General features: G+C 38.9%; 14 protein-coding genes and 1 pseudogene. 1 reads left to right on the plus strand and 14 read right to left on the minus strand.

What is annotated here, in order from left to right; translation table 11 throughout:
- Window positions 1-115 precede the first annotated feature (115 nt).
- A complete protein-coding gene (locus ACHUE3_RS17955; RefSeq protein ID WP_394193690.1) occupies window positions 116-595 on the minus strand; it encodes a DUF721 domain-containing protein in 480 nt (159 codons plus the stop codon).
- Window positions 596-1,384: 789 nt separating this feature from the next.
- Between ACHUE3_RS17955 and ACHUE3_RS17960 the strand changes: the two genes are divergently transcribed.
- Window positions 1,385-2,758: an MBL fold metallo-hydrolase RNA specificity domain-containing protein gene (locus ACHUE3_RS17960; RefSeq protein ID WP_394193691.1), complete on the plus strand. Its 1,374-nt coding sequence runs from the start codon at window positions 1,385-1,387 to the stop codon at window positions 2,756-2,758.
- A 507-nt stretch (window positions 2,759-3,265) separates the two neighbouring features.
- On the opposite strand, the gene galU is transcribed toward ACHUE3_RS17960, so the two are convergent.
- From galU to ACHUE3_RS18025, 13 genes and pseudogenes are all read right to left on the minus strand, one after another.
- Window positions 3,266-4,177: a UTP--glucose-1-phosphate uridylyltransferase GalU gene (gene galU / locus ACHUE3_RS17965; protein ID WP_394193692.1), complete on the minus strand. Its 912-nt coding sequence runs from the start codon at window positions 4,175-4,177 to the stop codon at window positions 3,266-3,268.
- A 338-nt stretch (window positions 4,178-4,515) separates the two neighbouring features.
- The gene (locus ACHUE3_RS17970) at window positions 4,516-5,682 is read right to left on the minus strand and encodes a nucleotide sugar dehydrogenase (RefSeq protein WP_394193693.1); all 1,167 of its coding nucleotides are present in this window, start codon (window positions 5,680-5,682) and stop codon (window positions 4,516-4,518) included.
- 394 nt (window positions 5,683-6,076) lie between these two features.
- On the minus strand, window positions 6,077-8,026 hold the full coding sequence (locus ACHUE3_RS17975; RefSeq protein ID WP_394193694.1) for a polysaccharide biosynthesis protein: 1,950 nt from the start codon (window positions 8,024-8,026) through the stop codon (window positions 6,077-6,079).
- Between the two features lie 192 nt (window positions 8,027-8,218).
- A pseudogene (locus tag ACHUE3_RS17980) lies at window positions 8,219-8,359 on the minus strand (four helix bundle protein); the annotation flags it as partial.
- 85 nt (window positions 8,360-8,444) lie between these two features.
- Window positions 8,445-8,708: a four helix bundle protein gene (locus ACHUE3_RS17985; RefSeq protein WP_394193695.1), complete on the minus strand. Its 264-nt coding sequence runs from the start codon at window positions 8,706-8,708 to the stop codon at window positions 8,445-8,447.
- 97 nt (window positions 8,709-8,805) lie between these two features.
- Window positions 8,806-9,354, minus strand: a complete 549-nt coding sequence (locus ACHUE3_RS17990; protein ID WP_394193696.1) for a sugar transferase — start codon at window positions 9,352-9,354, stop codon at window positions 8,806-8,808.
- 22 nt (window positions 9,355-9,376) lie between these two features.
- Complete coding sequence (locus ACHUE3_RS17995) at window positions 9,377-10,306, minus strand: UDP-glucose 4-epimerase family protein (RefSeq protein WP_394193697.1); 930 nt, start codon at window positions 10,304-10,306, stop codon at window positions 9,377-9,379.
- Window positions 10,299-11,075: a glycosyltransferase family protein gene (locus ACHUE3_RS18000; RefSeq protein WP_394193698.1), complete on the minus strand. Its 777-nt coding sequence runs from the start codon at window positions 11,073-11,075 to the stop codon at window positions 10,299-10,301. The genes ACHUE3_RS17995 and ACHUE3_RS18000 overlap by 8 nt, the downstream gene beginning before the upstream one ends.
- Window positions 11,063-11,917, minus strand: coding sequence for a dTDP-4-dehydrorhamnose reductase (gene rfbD, locus ACHUE3_RS18005; protein WP_394193699.1), 855 nt, complete (start codon window positions 11,915-11,917; stop codon window positions 11,063-11,065). Before rfbD ends, ACHUE3_RS18000 begins: the two co-directional genes overlap by 13 nt.
- Before the next feature lies 1 nt (window position 11,918).
- Window positions 11,919-12,983, minus strand: a complete 1,065-nt coding sequence (gene rfbB, locus ACHUE3_RS18010) for a dTDP-glucose 4,6-dehydratase (RefSeq protein ID WP_394193700.1) — start codon at window positions 12,981-12,983, stop codon at window positions 11,919-11,921.
- Window positions 12,984-12,996: 13 nt separating this feature from the next.
- Window positions 12,997-13,542 carry a dTDP-4-dehydrorhamnose 3,5-epimerase gene (gene rfbC, locus ACHUE3_RS18015; protein WP_394193701.1) on the minus strand — a complete coding sequence of 182 codons (546 nt, stop codon included), beginning with the start codon at window positions 13,540-13,542 and terminating at the stop codon, window positions 12,997-12,999.
- Window positions 13,539-14,420 carry a glucose-1-phosphate thymidylyltransferase RfbA gene (gene rfbA, locus ACHUE3_RS18020; RefSeq protein ID WP_394193702.1) on the minus strand — a complete coding sequence of 294 codons (882 nt, stop codon included), beginning with the start codon at window positions 14,418-14,420 and terminating at the stop codon, window positions 13,539-13,541. The genes rfbC and rfbA overlap by 4 nt, the downstream gene beginning before the upstream one ends.
- Before the next feature lie 185 nt (window positions 14,421-14,605).
- A complete protein-coding gene (locus ACHUE3_RS18025; RefSeq protein WP_394193703.1) occupies window positions 14,606-15,574 on the minus strand; it encodes an acyltransferase family protein in 969 nt (322 codons plus the stop codon).
- Window positions 15,575-15,600: the final 26 nt, after the last annotated feature.

A 15,600-nucleotide genomic window follows, 5' to 3' on the forward strand; every position in this document is an offset into this window, starting at 1 on the left:
AGGTTCTAGGTTCTAGGTTCTAGGTTCTAGGTTCTAGGTTCTAGGTTCTAGGTTCTAGGTTCTAGGTTCTAGGTTCTTCAATACTGTTGCAAACGCTAGATACTAAGCAAAGCCTTTATTTTTTCCCATGCTTGGCTAGGCGCTCTAACTTCTCACGCAGTGACGGCGGCGCATTTTGTGCAATAGCAGTTAGGTAATCAGAAGTTTGCTCACTCATAGGAAGTTTTTTTGCTGTGGTATTATTTGCAGGCTTTGCGGCATTATTTTGAGTCAATCGTTGGCTTGATTGCGGGTTGGCAGTAATTTTAATTTGGCCAAGCTCAGCCATTCCTGCACCACGAAAATGTGACAGCATATCCATTTTCAAATAATTTAAACGAAGTGCAATTGGCGCCGATACAGCCTCAATCATGAGTGTGCCATCGCGGTAATTACTCACTCTACACTTATCAGCCAAGTTAGGACTTAAAAACTCAGTCAAAAGTGCTTGCTGTTTATCGAGCGCTTGGCTTTTACCCGCATAATTAGATAAGCGACCACTGAGCCCCGCCATAATATCGTTCAACGGTTTTGGCGCGTATTTATCTTTAGCCATCACAACACCAATAAAAAAGTTAAGGACTAGATTTTAATTCAATATAACGCTTATTACCACCAAGTAAACATTAACACCCTTAGGCGTTAAGCTTGCTGACGCACAAACAACCTAAAACGCCTCTTGCACAAAGAGAATTGAATGAGAACAAAATGAGGGAAAGCCAAATAAATCTAGCGCCTAGTTACTTACCTAGAGCCTAGAACCTTTGCCCTCCTAAGCGCAGCGCCTCTTAGCCTCTTTGTGAATCAATCGTTTAAAAACGCGATATAAAATCGCTGCTACAAAACACTTCCGCGGTGGCAAGCCACTCGCCTACAGGTAAAATATTAACCTCGGAATTAAACCTTAACACCGTAGGCGTTAAGCTTGCTGACGCAATTTACCAAAAACTTTAAGAACGATTAAAACGCCTCTTGCACAAAAAGAAGTGAATGAGGGTAAATGAAAAGATAAAAGTGAATATTTTAATTCCATTGAACCTAATGTCTTAATCCCTACCTCTGTGCTCTTCGTGGTCTCTGTGGTTAATTAATCTTTAAAAATTTTTACCACCGAGAACACCGAGGCGCTTCGCGCTACACCGAGAAGAAATATTACAACTAGCTCCTAGTCTCTTCCCTAGAGCCTAGGATCTTTGTCTTCCTGGTCTTCCTAGCTTAAAAAACGCGATATAAAATCGCTGCTACAAAACAATTCCGCGGTGGCAAGCCACTCGCCTACATGTTAATTAGGTACAAACAAACCTTTGGTGCTACACTTTTTTAAATCCAATAAAAGGGACTAATTATGCGAATAAAACACCACGGAGCGGTGAATGGCGTTACAGGTTCATGCCATGAACTACACATTAGCGACAATACCTCTATATTAATTGATTGCGGACTATTTCAAGGGGAAGACGCCGGAGTCGACCTCTCTATCGACTTTGATATATCAACCGTTACGGCACTTGTTGTTACCCATTGCCACATTGATCACGTGGGCCGAATACCCTATTTATTTGCTGCTGGCTTTACCGGGCCTATTTTTACCTCTGTTGCATCTGCGAGCTTACTCCCTCTTGTGATTGAAGATGCACTAAAGGTTGGCGTTACCAGGGATCAAACCATAATCAATGCGTGTTTAGAGTTACTGAAAAAGCGCATCATAAAAGTGGAATTTAATACATGGTTTGAATTACCCGTAAATAACAACCACGAGCTAGCAAAAGCGCGACTACAAAGAGCGGGGCACATTTTAGGCTCTGCTTATGTTGAGATAGATATTGGTAAAAAGCCATCAATCCATAGAGTGGTATTTTCGGGTGATTTAGGTGCGCCATACACACCATTACTACCAAGCCCAAAAGCCCCCTATAAAGCTGATACACTGGTTATAGAATCAACCTACGGTGATAAAAACCATCAAGGTCGTAAACATCGCACACAAACCTTAAAAAACATAATCGAAAAAGCAGTATCGGATAACGGTGTAGTGCTTATTCCCGCATTTAGTATAGGCAGAACACAAGAGCTACTATACGAATTAGAGCAGTTAATACATCACTCAGGCAAACAATCCCCATGGCGCTCTATTGAGGTAATTATAGACTCTCCCATGGCAGCAAATTTTACCCAGCAATACCGCCAATTTAAAAATTTATGGGATGTTGAAGCCAAACAACGAGTAGCAAGCGGCCGACACCCACTCAACTTTGAAAGCCTTCATACCATTGATAGCCATAAGGAGCATTTAGCCGTTATTAATTACTTACGCAGCCGAAAACAGCCCGCGATTATTCTTGCAGCAAGCGGCATGTGCACAGGTGGCCGAATAGTTAATTATTTAGATGCATTTTTGACAGACAAAACCACCGATGTAATTTTTGTTGGCTATCAAGGACGTGGAACACTAGGGCGAGATATTCAAACATACGGCCCGAAAAACGGCTATGTAGAAATTAACGATAAAAAAGTAAACATAAACGCCAAAATTCACACCATAAGTGGCTACAGCGCCCATGCAGATCAAAATGGCTTAATAAAATTTGTAACAGGCATGCGTAAAAAGCCAATTCATATAAAGCTTGTTCACGGTGATGAAAGTGCCAAGCAAGCGCTAGCTGAGAAATACATAGAGGCATTGGGGAGTGAAATAAAAATAGAAATAGCGAAGGGGTAGGTTCTAGGTTCTAGGTTCTAGGTTCTAGGTTCTAGGTTCTAGGTTCTAGGTTCTAGGTTTGACAAATTCTAAAATAGAATACAAAAAAGCTACGAGATAAAAAACATCTAAACCCTAGCACCTATACTAAAGTCTTAATCTCTGTGCTCTTCACTAAAGTCTTAATCTCTGTGCTCTTCGTGCTCTCTGTGGTGAATTAATCATTAAACAATTTTTACCACCAAGAACACCGAGGCGCTTCGCGCTGCACAGAGAAGAAAGAATTACACCTAGAATCTAGCACCTTCATTCTCGTAGGAGAGCACTTTAGCGCCGAATGGTTTTGCACATATCCAAAACCATAAAAATCACGACTAAAGCTAGTTCCCACAAAAACTAATAGACCTGGAGCCTCGTCCCTTCCCTCGAACCTTTAACCTTTCAGCCTCATAAGCGTAGCGTCTCATTGTCTCTTTGTGAATAAACCACTTAAAGTCAACGCGACATAAAGCTGCACCAACGATTAACTTAAACAGCCTTTAAATGGCTTGGGTTTTGCGGATTGACCAAGTCAGATACAAAACTTGTAAACTCTTCACCTAAGTTTTCATCGCGCATGCTGTATTCAACAATGGCTTTCAAATAGCCAAGTTTGTCACCACAATCATGAGAGCGGCCGCTCATATGAAACGCCTCAACGGTTTCTTTTTCCATCAACATATCAATTGCATCAGTAAGTTGAACTTCATTACCAGCACCCACAGGGGTTTTAGCTAACAATGGCCAAATAGCTCTTGATAATACATAACGACCAACCACAGCCAAGTTAGAAGGTGCCTTATCAACATCAGGCTTTTCTACCATGGTTTTAATTTTTGCACTTTCACCGGCACCAATAATAACACCATCAATATCAGCAATACCGTATTTGCTCACATCTTGCTTTGCAACTGGCTCAAGCATAATTTGGCTTGCTTTAACGTCATTGAAGCGTTTGATCATCGCGGCTAAGTTTTCAGTTTGTTGGTCAGCAGTATAAGCATCTAAAATTACATCAGGTAAAACAACCACAAAGTCATCATCACCAATAATTGGCTTAGCACATAACACTGCATGCCCTAACCCTTTAGCTTCGCCCTGGCGAACATGTAAAACGGTCACATCAGGCGGGCAAATTGAACGCACTTCGTTTAATAACTTACGCTTCACTCGTTTTTCAAGCGTAGCTTCTAACTCAAAGCTTGTATCAAAGTGGTTTTCAATGGCATTTTTTGAGCTATGCGTTACTAACACGATCTCTTTAATACCTGCTGCAACACATTCGTTCACAATATATTGAATGAGTGGCTTATCAACCAAAGGCAGCATTTCTTTTGGAATGGCTTTTGTCATTGGTAGCATGCGAGTACCAAGGCCAGCTACCGGAATTACAGCTTTCATAGTTAATCCTTTATTTAAAATTTTTATTTCTATTTAGATTCAAGTTAACAATTTTAAACTTGATATAAAGTGAATGAGTTCTAGGTTCTAGGTTCTAGGTTCTAGGTTCTAGGTTCTAGGTTCTAGGTTCTAGGTTCTAGGTTCAGCAAAATTATAAACTATGAGACAGCAAGAGCTACGGGCCGCAGGTATCGAGCTACGAGATAAAAAGCAACTAAACCCTAGCACCTTTACTAATGTCTTAACCTCTAGCTCTGTACTTTTAGTGGTCTCTATGGTGAATTAATCATTAAAAAATTTTTACTACCGAGAACACCGAGGCGCTTCGCGCTGCACGCCTAATCACTACCAAATAAGTCTCGCGTATACACTTTGTCAGCTACATCGTTAAGCTCATCAACCATACGGTTTGAAACCACAACATCAGATATCTGTTTAAATTCATTGATATCTTTAATTACACGGGAATTAAAAAAAGCTTCTTCTTGTAGGGCAGGTTCATACACAACTACTTCAACACCTTTGGCCTTAATACGTTTCATGATGCCCTGAATTGCCGATGCTCTAAAATTATCAGAGCCAGTTTTCATTACTAACCGGTATACACCCACTACCTTAGGGTTACGGTTTAGAATAGATTTGGCAATAAAATCTTTACGCGTTGTATTTGCATCAACTATTGCACTAATCATATTATTAGGTACATCTTTATAGTTAGCTAAAAGTTGTTTTGTATCTTTAGGTAAGCAATACCCACCATAACCAAACGACGGATTATTGTAATGACTACCAATTCGTGGGTCTAACCCTACACCTTGAATTATTTGCTTGGCATTTAAATCATGGCTTTCAGCGTAGCTATCAAGTTCATTAAAATAGGCCACACGCATCGCTAAATAGGTATTTGAAAACAACTTGATTGCTTCAGCTTCGGTTGAGTCAGTAAATAGTACATCAATGTCTGATTTAATTGCGCCTTGTGCTAGTAAATTAGCAAATTTTTTAGCACGCTCGCTTTGTTCACCGACAATAATACGTGATGGGTGTAAATTATCGTGCAGCGCTTTACCCTCACGTAAGAATTCAGGCGAGAAAATAATATTGTCGGTGCCGAGCTTTTCTTTAACTGACTTAGTAAAACCAACCGGTACGGTCGATTTAATCACCATAGTTGCACTAGGATTAATACTTAATACATCTTTTATTACAGACTCAACAGAGTGGGTATTAAAGTAATTTGTTTCAGGGTCGTAATCCGTGGGAGTGGCAATAATAACAAACTCAGCCCCTACTAATGCAGACTCTTTATTGGTAGTAGCAGTAAAATTAAGTTGTTTGTTTTGCAAAAAGTCACTAATTTCAACATCAACAATAGGTGATTGTTTGTCTTTTAAAAGAGCAACTTTTTGCTCGTCTATATCAAGCGCAACAACTTTATTATGTTGCGCAAGTAACATAGCGTTAGATAGGCCTACATAGCCTGTACCAACTACTGCTATTTTCATTTCTTGATTCCTTTAATTTCTATATTTTGCTTCCTAGCACTAGGTTAAAAACCTAGAACTATGATTATAAATTTATACGCTTCGAGCTTCGAGCTTCGAGCTTCGAGCTTCGAGCTTCGGCAGAGTATAAATACAATTTGCACAAAGAGAAGTAAATAAGGACAAAATGAGAAAAAGTACGGGCTGTAAATACAACTAGCGCCAAGTATTCTTCCTAGAGCCTTTTACTTTTAAACCTCTTTAGCACAGCGCCTCAAAACCTCTTTGCGAATAAACCTTTAGCGGTGGCAAGCCACGCGCCTACATGAAAGAAAGTAATTAATCCTAATGTGTAATCAACCACGGTAGGTGTTAAGCTTGTTGATGCAAAAACCTAACACCTAAAACCTAGGCTCTAGTTCTTAAAGTTAACTACTTTTTTAGAGCTTTCTTGAGGCAATTGCTTTTTCGCATTCCAAACCAAATCACAGATACCATCTGTTGGGTTAAACCCAGTCGGCGCATCTAACAACAACTGACGAATTGTTTCGTGGTCAAAGTTATGACAAGCAATATCAAGCGCCTCTAAAAACACATTAAGCTCAGCAAACGGCAGCATAGCTTCATTTGCAGTCATAATGCGTTCATGAGTTGTTTCGCCAACATTATCGCCAATCAATAATTCTTCATATAATTTTTCGCCAGGCCGAAGGCCTGTACATTTAATTTCAATATCGCCATGGGGGTTGGTATCATCTTTAACTTCAAAACCAGATAACCGCACCATTTTAGAGGCCAAATCCTTAATTTTAACTGACTCGCCCATATCAAGTACAAATACATCGCCGCCTTTACCCATAGAGCCTGCCTGAATAACAAGTTGTGCAGCTTCAGGTATGGTCATAAAAAAGCGGGTTATATCAGGGTGAGTTAATGTAATTGGCCCACCCTCTTTTATTTGGCGCCTAAATAAAGGCACTACAGAGCCTGAAGACCCTAATACATTACCAAAGCGCACCATACAAAAACGCGTTTTATGCTTAACACCTTTATTTTGCGCAAGGCCTTGTAACACAAGCTCGGCCATTCGCTTGGTAGCACCCATTACATTGGTTGGCCGCACCGCTTTATCGGTAGATATTAATACAAAGGTTTCAACACCGGCATTTATTGCAGCCTTAGCAGCATAATAAGTACCAAATACATTATTGCGTACGCCTTCAACTACGTTATGCTCAACTAACGGTACATGCTTATAAGCTGCGGCGTGGTAAACAGTTTGTACGCCAAACGCCATCATTACGGTTTCAATGCGGTTAATGCGCTGTACAGAGCCCATTATTGGAATAAGCTCAAGGTCGATATTGTTATTAATTACATACTCATTAAGTTCTTTTTCAATGGAATATAAACCGAACTCTGAGATTTCAAATAACACTAACTTTTTAGGGTGCAGCCGAACAATTTGCCTACACAACTCTGACCCAATTGACCCACCGGCACCACTTACCATAACTGTTTTACCAGTTATATTAGCAGCCATAAGCTCAGGCTTTGGCGTTACAGGGTCTCGGCCTAATAAATCTTCAATTTCAACATCTCTGAATTCAGAAAGCTTAGCCTTTCCTTCAACAACATCAGCCATACCAGGAATTGAAAGTACTTTAATTGTAAGTGGTTCAAGTTGTGCTAGTACCTCTTTACGGCGAGCGCGTGTTGCACTAGGTAAAGCTAATAACACCTTTGTCGCTTTGCCTTTATTTATTAAGTCGTAAATTCCTTTAAAGCTAATTACCGGTATACCCTGAATAATTGAGCCTTCTTTTGTTTCATCGTCATCTACAAAGGCACGTACAAAATATTCAGGGCCAGCACCTAGCGCAGTTGCTAACTGGCGACCAGCAGAGCCAGCACCATAAATAATAACCGACTCTTTATTAGCCGTAGCCATTTTACCAATCATAGCGCGCACTAAAATACGTGAACCACCCACGGTCAACAAACAAAGCCACGCAAAAATAAATGGCATGGTACGTGGTATGCTCACACCAACAAAAAACGACAGTAGCACTAATGCTACAGTAGTAATTACAGTGCCAAGCACAATGGCCCACAGCGCTTGTGAATTCATGTACCTAAGTACAGCGCGGTACAAACCTAAATTAATAAATGTATAAAGGCCTGTAGGTATAAGTAAAGCAAGTAACAGCCAATTACTCGGCTCATTAAATGGGGCAAGGCTGTCTAAGCGAACAATTAATGCCAACCAAAAGGCTGCAGCAATAAACAATGCATCAATAAACAAAGTAATTGCGCGCTTTTTAGCGCGAGATGCACTCAAGATAGAACGAATGAAACTATCCACAACAAGTTCCCTTTTCTTGTAATTTGTTGATTCAAAAAGTAAGAGCAGTAGTAAACTATTACTTTGTTAAAATTTTATGAATTATAGCTTATAAATTGCGAAGGAGCTAGGAGTGCCCAAAGGTCAAAGGTCAAAGGTCAAAGGTCAAAGGTCAAAGGTCAAAGGTCAAAGGTCAAAGGTAGATTAATTACCCTAACCCCATGACTCAATCGATTTCATTAAACCGGATAACATTTTGGAAAGCAGCTTTGTCTCTTCGATCCAAAGTTCTGATGTTTTTATATCAATCTCGCCAATTTTGACTGCTATATAAATTTGAGAGCGTAACTCACTACAACTACCTTTAGAGTATGAAAGAAAACGCGCATAATCTTTAGGGGTCTTCCTCTCATAACGTTATTCGATAAGTCCATATATCTCACCTCTTCGAGGCCGCGCAAGCGCGTTCAAAATTTGCTCCTGCAATTTTGTCTGCAATATTTGAAGAAATAGATAAGGCTGAGCGAGTAATTTGATCTTTTAGCCCAAACTCTTTACTCGATTTAAAGTGCTTATAAATATCGCAAGCCAAGTCAGCAGAGCGCTGCCATACAGCTAAATTTTCAAATTGCATAAAATCCCTTATACCTAGCTTAAGTCCTTTAACTTTAAAACTTGTATTTTTGCCTAAAAGCTTTTCCATTGATGATCTGACCTCGCATCTACTTTATAGGGGGTCTGATCACTTTTACCTTTAATCTTTTACCTTTCACCTTGTACCTTAAACTTTTACCTCGCATCTATTTGATGCGATCCCCACTACCACTTCCGGTTACTGTCATTAAAATATATTTAAAGTAGTTGCCGATAGTCATAGTATCTATCATTTCACGGTCTGTTTTTGCGAGTAACTCAGGGGTCGACATGTCGATTTCATTAACCTGAGCAAGGCCAGTGATGCCAGGTCGTACGTTAAATACACTTTTAGCTTCACGAGCTTGAGTTAATTCTTCTTGATTAAATAAACCAGGGCGCGGGCCTACTAAGCTCATTTCACCTTTTAGTACATTCCAAAGTTGTGGTAGTTCATCTAACTTTGTTTTACGTAAAAAGCCACCAAAGGGGGTTATTGAGGCAGTGCTTGCTAAGTGGCTAGCTACTGAAGCAGTATCAATAGTCATGGTTCTAAATTTGACCAGTGTAAATGGCTTTTTGTTACGCCCAACACGCTGTTGGGTAAATATAGGTGAGCCAGTATCAAATAAACCAATAATGTATAAAATCACTAAAAATGGTGAGGCAAACAACAAACCAAAAAGTGAAAACAAAAAGTCGAGTAAACGTATCATTTATAAATCCATTAATTATTTTTTAAGGTTTTTTAGCAGCTAGTTTGAAACCGTGTTCAACTGAATAAGGCGGAGCCCAAGCAAGGGTATTTTTTGTATGAGTAATATCTAACTGCAATGAGCCAGTTAATCTATCAATAACATCGCTCTTGTTAAGCAACTTACCAGCTAACTTAAAGCACCAAACTGGTACGGGCAAAGCTAAGTTTTTCTTGCCATGCACTTTCGCCATTAAAGCAACCATTGCAGCCGTTGATAAATCATAATCATCAGAAGCTAAAAACACTTGATTAGCGGCTTTTGGGTGTTCTATACATACTTTAATTAAATCAACCAAGTTATAAACGGATACTAAGCTGCGTTTGTTATTTTTAATTGCTCTAAACGGCAATGGTAAACCTTTGCTAACATAGAGCATTAACGAAGCAAAGTTTGCTTTAACACCTTCACCGTAAACAAGTGGCGGCCGAATAATCACGATTTCCATGCCAGTTTGTTTGCCGAGCTCTAATAACTGCTGCTCAGCTTCAGCTTTAGATAACCCGTAAAGATCTTCAGGTTTTGGAACATCTGCCGATGTAAAAGGACTTTGATTAGTTGTACTTTCACCGTTCACTTTAATCGAGCTTAAAAATATAAAACGTTTAACACCGACCTGAGCAGCTTGTTTAGCTAAGTTAAGTGTACCTTTAGTATTTACTGCTCTAAATTCATTAAGAGGGTCACTAGCAACATCATTCATAACATGAACCCTTGCAGCGCAATGTACAACCACATCTACATTTTCTAATGCATCAACGTAAGTAGATTTTGAATCAAGATTATGGTTAAACAAGTGACCTAAATTTGACGATTTTCTTCCCAATAGGTTTAATTGATAATTGCTTTGTAATTGCTCTAGTAAATTATTACCAACAAAACCTGAGTAACCTGTAATCAATAACTTAGTCACTTTTAATTCCATATTGGCTTTGTGTTTTTAAGAATTTAAATAAACTGCTAAGGTACCATCGAAAGTGCTTTGAAAAAACACTCCTATTCTTATACTCTCCCTTGTGGACAGCTTTGATATTCTTCAAAAATTGAAGTTTGATTCCTTTTTGGTTCAATCTATAGCAAAGATCTACATCCTCGTAGTACATAAAATATTTATGATCAAATCCATCTACTGATCCAAATGCACCAAAAGTGATGCATAAAAAAGCTCCCGAGGCCCATTCTACCACCTCTTTCTCTGTAAGTTGTTTTTTATTATATGCTTTATTAATAGGCTGTAATTTTAATGGGTTTAATAAATCAAAATAGCTAGCAAACATTCGTATAGAATTCTCAGTTTGAGTAAAGTTATTATCTTTGAAGAGGTTCGGGGCAAAAAAGGAACCTGCATTTGATTTTAGTTCTGATATTAACTTTACAAACTCAACTTTTGATATTTCTACATCAGGATTTAAAATTATAAACCAATCATCGCTAGATACTGAAAAATTACTTTTTGCAAATTCATATATGTAATTATTATTTTCCCCAAAACCTAAAGTTTCAGACGTTATGATATAATGAAATCCATTTTCTTCAGAATATAACTTTAACTTATTATCTTGTATATTATCTTTTATTAAAATTTTAACGTCGTTGATTTCAGCTATTTTTTTAAGCTCCTCATTATTTGAAATATAGTTATAATGGCCATGAGAAACTATTCCAATAATTATTTTACACATAAATCTTCCATGCTTTTAACAAGGTTAAAATTCCAATGCTCTTTATTTAAATTTGAACTTTGTTGCATCAAACTAAACACTGGGCGAATAGCGGGAGTAGGGTAAGCTGAGCTTGGGATTGGTTTGATTGGGATTTTCTTATCAAGTAACCCTTGCTCTAATGCACTATCCTGAATAGCCACCGCAAAGTCATACCAACTCGCCATACCTAAATCGCTATAATGATAAACTGGCTCAGGCAAGTTTTGCTCCGCCAGCTGCCATAAATACTTTGCAAGCCCATTTGCATTGGTTGGGCAACCTATTTGGTCACTGACTACGTTAAGCTCGTCTTTTTCAGCCATTAAGCGCAGCATGGTTTTAACAAAGTTGTTACCACGGCTAGAGTACACCCATGACGTGCGCACTATAGCAGAATTGGTAGGGCAATGAGCTTTTATTGCCAACTCACCTGCTAATTTTGATGCACCATACACATTGATTGGGTTAGTTTGGTCGTCAACTTTATAAGGAGTGTTTTTAGCGCCATCAAACACGAAATCGGTTGATATATGTAATAACCGTATGTTGTGCTTAGTCGCTGCTTTAGCTAAATATTCTACCGCAGTAGCATTGATTAAATATGCCTCGCCTTGTTCTGATTCAGCTTTATCTACTGCGGTGTAGGCTGCAGCATTAATGATAACCGTTGGCTTTAACTGGGTAATAACCTGCTCAATACTTTGTGGGTCAGTAATGTTTATTTCATTACGGCCATAAGCATGTGCTGTTATGTGACTTGGGCAGGTTTGCTGTAATTCCCACGCCACTTGGCCATTTTTGCCAATAATGAGCACATTCATATTAATTACTGCCTAAACGTTCGCGCTGGTAGCTGCCATCTTGCACGTTTTTACACCATGCTTGGTTATCTAAATACCATTGAATGGTTTTTAAAATACCCGATTCAAACGTTTCTTCTGGATGCCAACCAAGCTCTTTATTGATTTTAGTCGCATCAATTGCATAACGTACGTCGTGGCCTGGGCGGTCTGTTACAAATGTAATAAGCTCTTTAAAATCGGCTAGGTTTGCTGGCTTATCTTGTATTAAGTCATTTAAGTGATTGCAAATTGTCATTACCACTTCAATATTTTGCTTTTCATTAAAGCCGCCAATATTGTAGGTTTCACCCAGCTTGCCTTCACTCACTACTTTATATAATGCGCGCGCGTGGTCCTCGACAAATAGCCAATCACGTACTTGCTTACCATCGCCATACACTGGAAGAGCTTTACCTTCAAGCGCATTTAAGATAATCAATGGAATGAGTTTCTCTGGGAAGTGATATGGGCCATAGTTATTTGAGCAATTAGTGAGTACAACAGGCAGTTGATAAGTACGGTGCCATGCACGAACTAAATGGTCTGATGCGGCTTTTGACGCTGAATAAGGTGAGCTTGGCTCATACGAGGTTTCTTCAGTGAATAAACCAGTTTCCCCCAAGTCGCCATAGACTTCATCAGTTGAAATATGGTGAAAACGAAAACTCGTTTTCTTATCCGCTTTAAGTGTTGCGTAATAGCTGCGTGACGCTTCTAATAACTCATAAGTGCCGACTACGTTCGTTTGAATAAATTCACCAGGGCCATCAATCGAGCGGTCAACATGACTCTCTGCTGCTAAGTGCATAATAAAGTCAGGTTGGTATTGTGAGAATATTGCGGCTACTTTTTCACGGTCGCAAATATCACCTTGCACAAAATGATAACGCTCTGAGCTTTCAACTGAACGTAGGGATTCAAGATTACCCGCATACGTTAATTTGTCAAAGTTAACAACTGTGTGCTTAGTTTCATTTATTAAAAAGCGCACTAAAGCAGAGCCAATAAAGCCCGCGCCACCTGTTACAAAAATAGATTTAGTCATTTAGTTAATTCTCTTAAAAAGCGGGGGCATCAATCTGTAGTAAACCAGCTTCATCTTTCGCTGATAATAACGGTGCTTTGCCATCAACAAGCGGCCATTGAATATTCAAGGCGGGGTCATCCCATAATACGCTTTGCTCAAACTGCGGCGCATAATAGTCTGTGCATTTATAAACAAACTCAGCACTGTCACTGGTTACATAAAACCCATGAGCAAACCCTGCTGGCACCCATAATTGACGTTTGTTCTCACCACTGAGTAAGACACCAGCATGCTGGCCAAAGGTTGGGCTGCTTTTACGCATATCAACCGCAACATCGTAAACTTCACCCGCGGTTACGCGAACAAGCTTACCTTGTGTTTGCTGGGTTTGATAATGTAGGCCTCGTAATATACCTTGCCCTGATTTACTGTGATTATCTTGCACAAACACAACATCTGCGATATGTTCACGAAACCAATCATCACGAAAGGTTTCCATAAAGAAGCCACGCTCATCGCCAAACACGGTTGGCTCGATAATTTTTACATCAGCGATAGCGGTATCTATAACTTTCATGAAAACACCTTATGCGATAAGAGCCCAAGTAAGTATTCGCCGTAGCCGCTTTTACGCAATGGCTCAGCCAACTCACGTAAATGCTGTTCATTGATATAACCCATACGGTACGCCACTTCTTCAGGGCAATTCACTTTGAGGCCTTGGCGCTTTTCGATGGTTTCAATAAACTGTGCTGCTTGTAATAGGCTATCGTGCGTGCCTGTATCTAGCCATGCTGTGCCACGACCCATTATTTCTACATTTAATGTACCGATTTCTAAATAACGCTCTATCACATCGGTGATTTCAAGTTCACCACGCGCTGAAGGCTTAACTGCTTTGGCGTATTCAACCACTTTATTATCAAAAAAGTACAAACCGGGAACCGCATAATTCGATTTTGGCTGAGGTGGTTTTTCTTCGACTGAAATTGCCCTGCCAGTTTCGTCAAACTCAACCACACCATATGCTGTTGGATTTGCAACATGGTAACCAAAGACTGTACCGCCTTGCTCACGTGCCGCGGCACTTTTTAGCGACTTAACTAAGTCATGACCATAAAATAAGTTATCGCCCAACACTAACGCAACGTTATCGTCACCAATAAATTCTTCGCCGAGTATAAATGCTTGGGCCAAGCCATCAGGTGACGGTTGAACAACGTATTCAATGTTGATACCCCAGTCTTTACCATCACCTAGCAGCTCTTGAAACTTGCTTTGCTCTACCGGTGTTGTTATAACTAAAATATCTTTAATACCCGCATTCATTAATGTGGCTATCGGGTAGTAAATCATTGGCTTGTCATACACCGGCATCAACTGTTTACTTACTACTTTTGTCAGTGGGTATAAGCGTGTGCCACTTCCTCCGGCGAGGATAATTCCTTTAGTCATCCAGTAAAATCCTATTCCTATTTTTATGTAAAGTTATAGATTAAACGTGCTCTCTATGTTTAGGGTATTGTTGAAACTATATAAAATTAAGTATATCAAAAAAACGAGTTAAAACATGAAAGCCCATTAGAAAATAAAATAGTAGGTTTAAATACACCCCAGATAAAGGTAAATAACTCAAATCGTCAACCTCGGTAAAAGTTTAATAAAGGTTTTTCAAAAAAATGCCAAGATAAATAAGCCAAAATGCTCACAACCATAAAAATTGTTGCTATATCGAGATATTTATATCCTGAAAACAATTCCAAAGCTACAAAATACTGGATTAACGGAAAGTGAAACAAGTAAACCCCATATGATAAATCACCTAGCCTATTGAGGTTGATCCTGAATGGTAATCCATAAGCGATATAGAAAACAAACGTAATAACAAATAATGGATAAAACAAGTCCGTTAAAAAGTATGCCATGCATGACATTAAAAATAAGAAGGTGTTTGTTTTAATTGTTATTTTACTATAAAAAGAAAAAAGCAATGCCCCTAAACCAAAGTAAAAAAACATCCATGGTAACTGGTGTAATAAGACTGGGTTGATGTATTCCGGAAAAACCACTATGGATAGATAGTTTAGAGATATCGACAGGAGCGTTACACAGATTAGAATTTTTACAGAATAATTTTTTAGAAAATAAAAACAAAAAGCAACAAAAATGTAGTAACCAACTTCAAGCTTCAAAGTCCAAAGTGAGCCATTTATAGCGCAGATCATGTTGCTAGTAAACACGTCATCTATACATGGATGCATAAAGTTAAGAAACACTCCATTCCAAATTAAATATTGAGCAATATCTAAAGGATTCGCGGAGTATAGTGCAATTGCAGCAAATGAAGATACCAATAATACAAGTAAATACGCGGGGTATACACGGAAAAAACGCTTTCTTATAAATACAGCAAACTTTTCCGTTCGTTTAGCACTAGTCCAAATTAAAGCTCCGCTGATTACAAAAAAAGATTGCACAGCAGTTTCACTATCTATTATATCAAATGGCAAGAAATCAGCCTTTTGCCCAGTTAAGAACATAAAATGATGCCACACAACACTGAGGGCTAGAAATAGCCTTAAAAAATCGAAATTATTATAATCTTTCAAATCTCACGCCTATACTTTTAAGTAAA

It is taken from the genome of Pseudoalteromonas atlantica (assembly GCF_043641955.1).
In the GTDB taxonomy this organism is placed as follows: Bacteria; Pseudomonadota; Gammaproteobacteria; order Enterobacterales; family Alteromonadaceae; genus Pseudoalteromonas; species Pseudoalteromonas atlantica_A.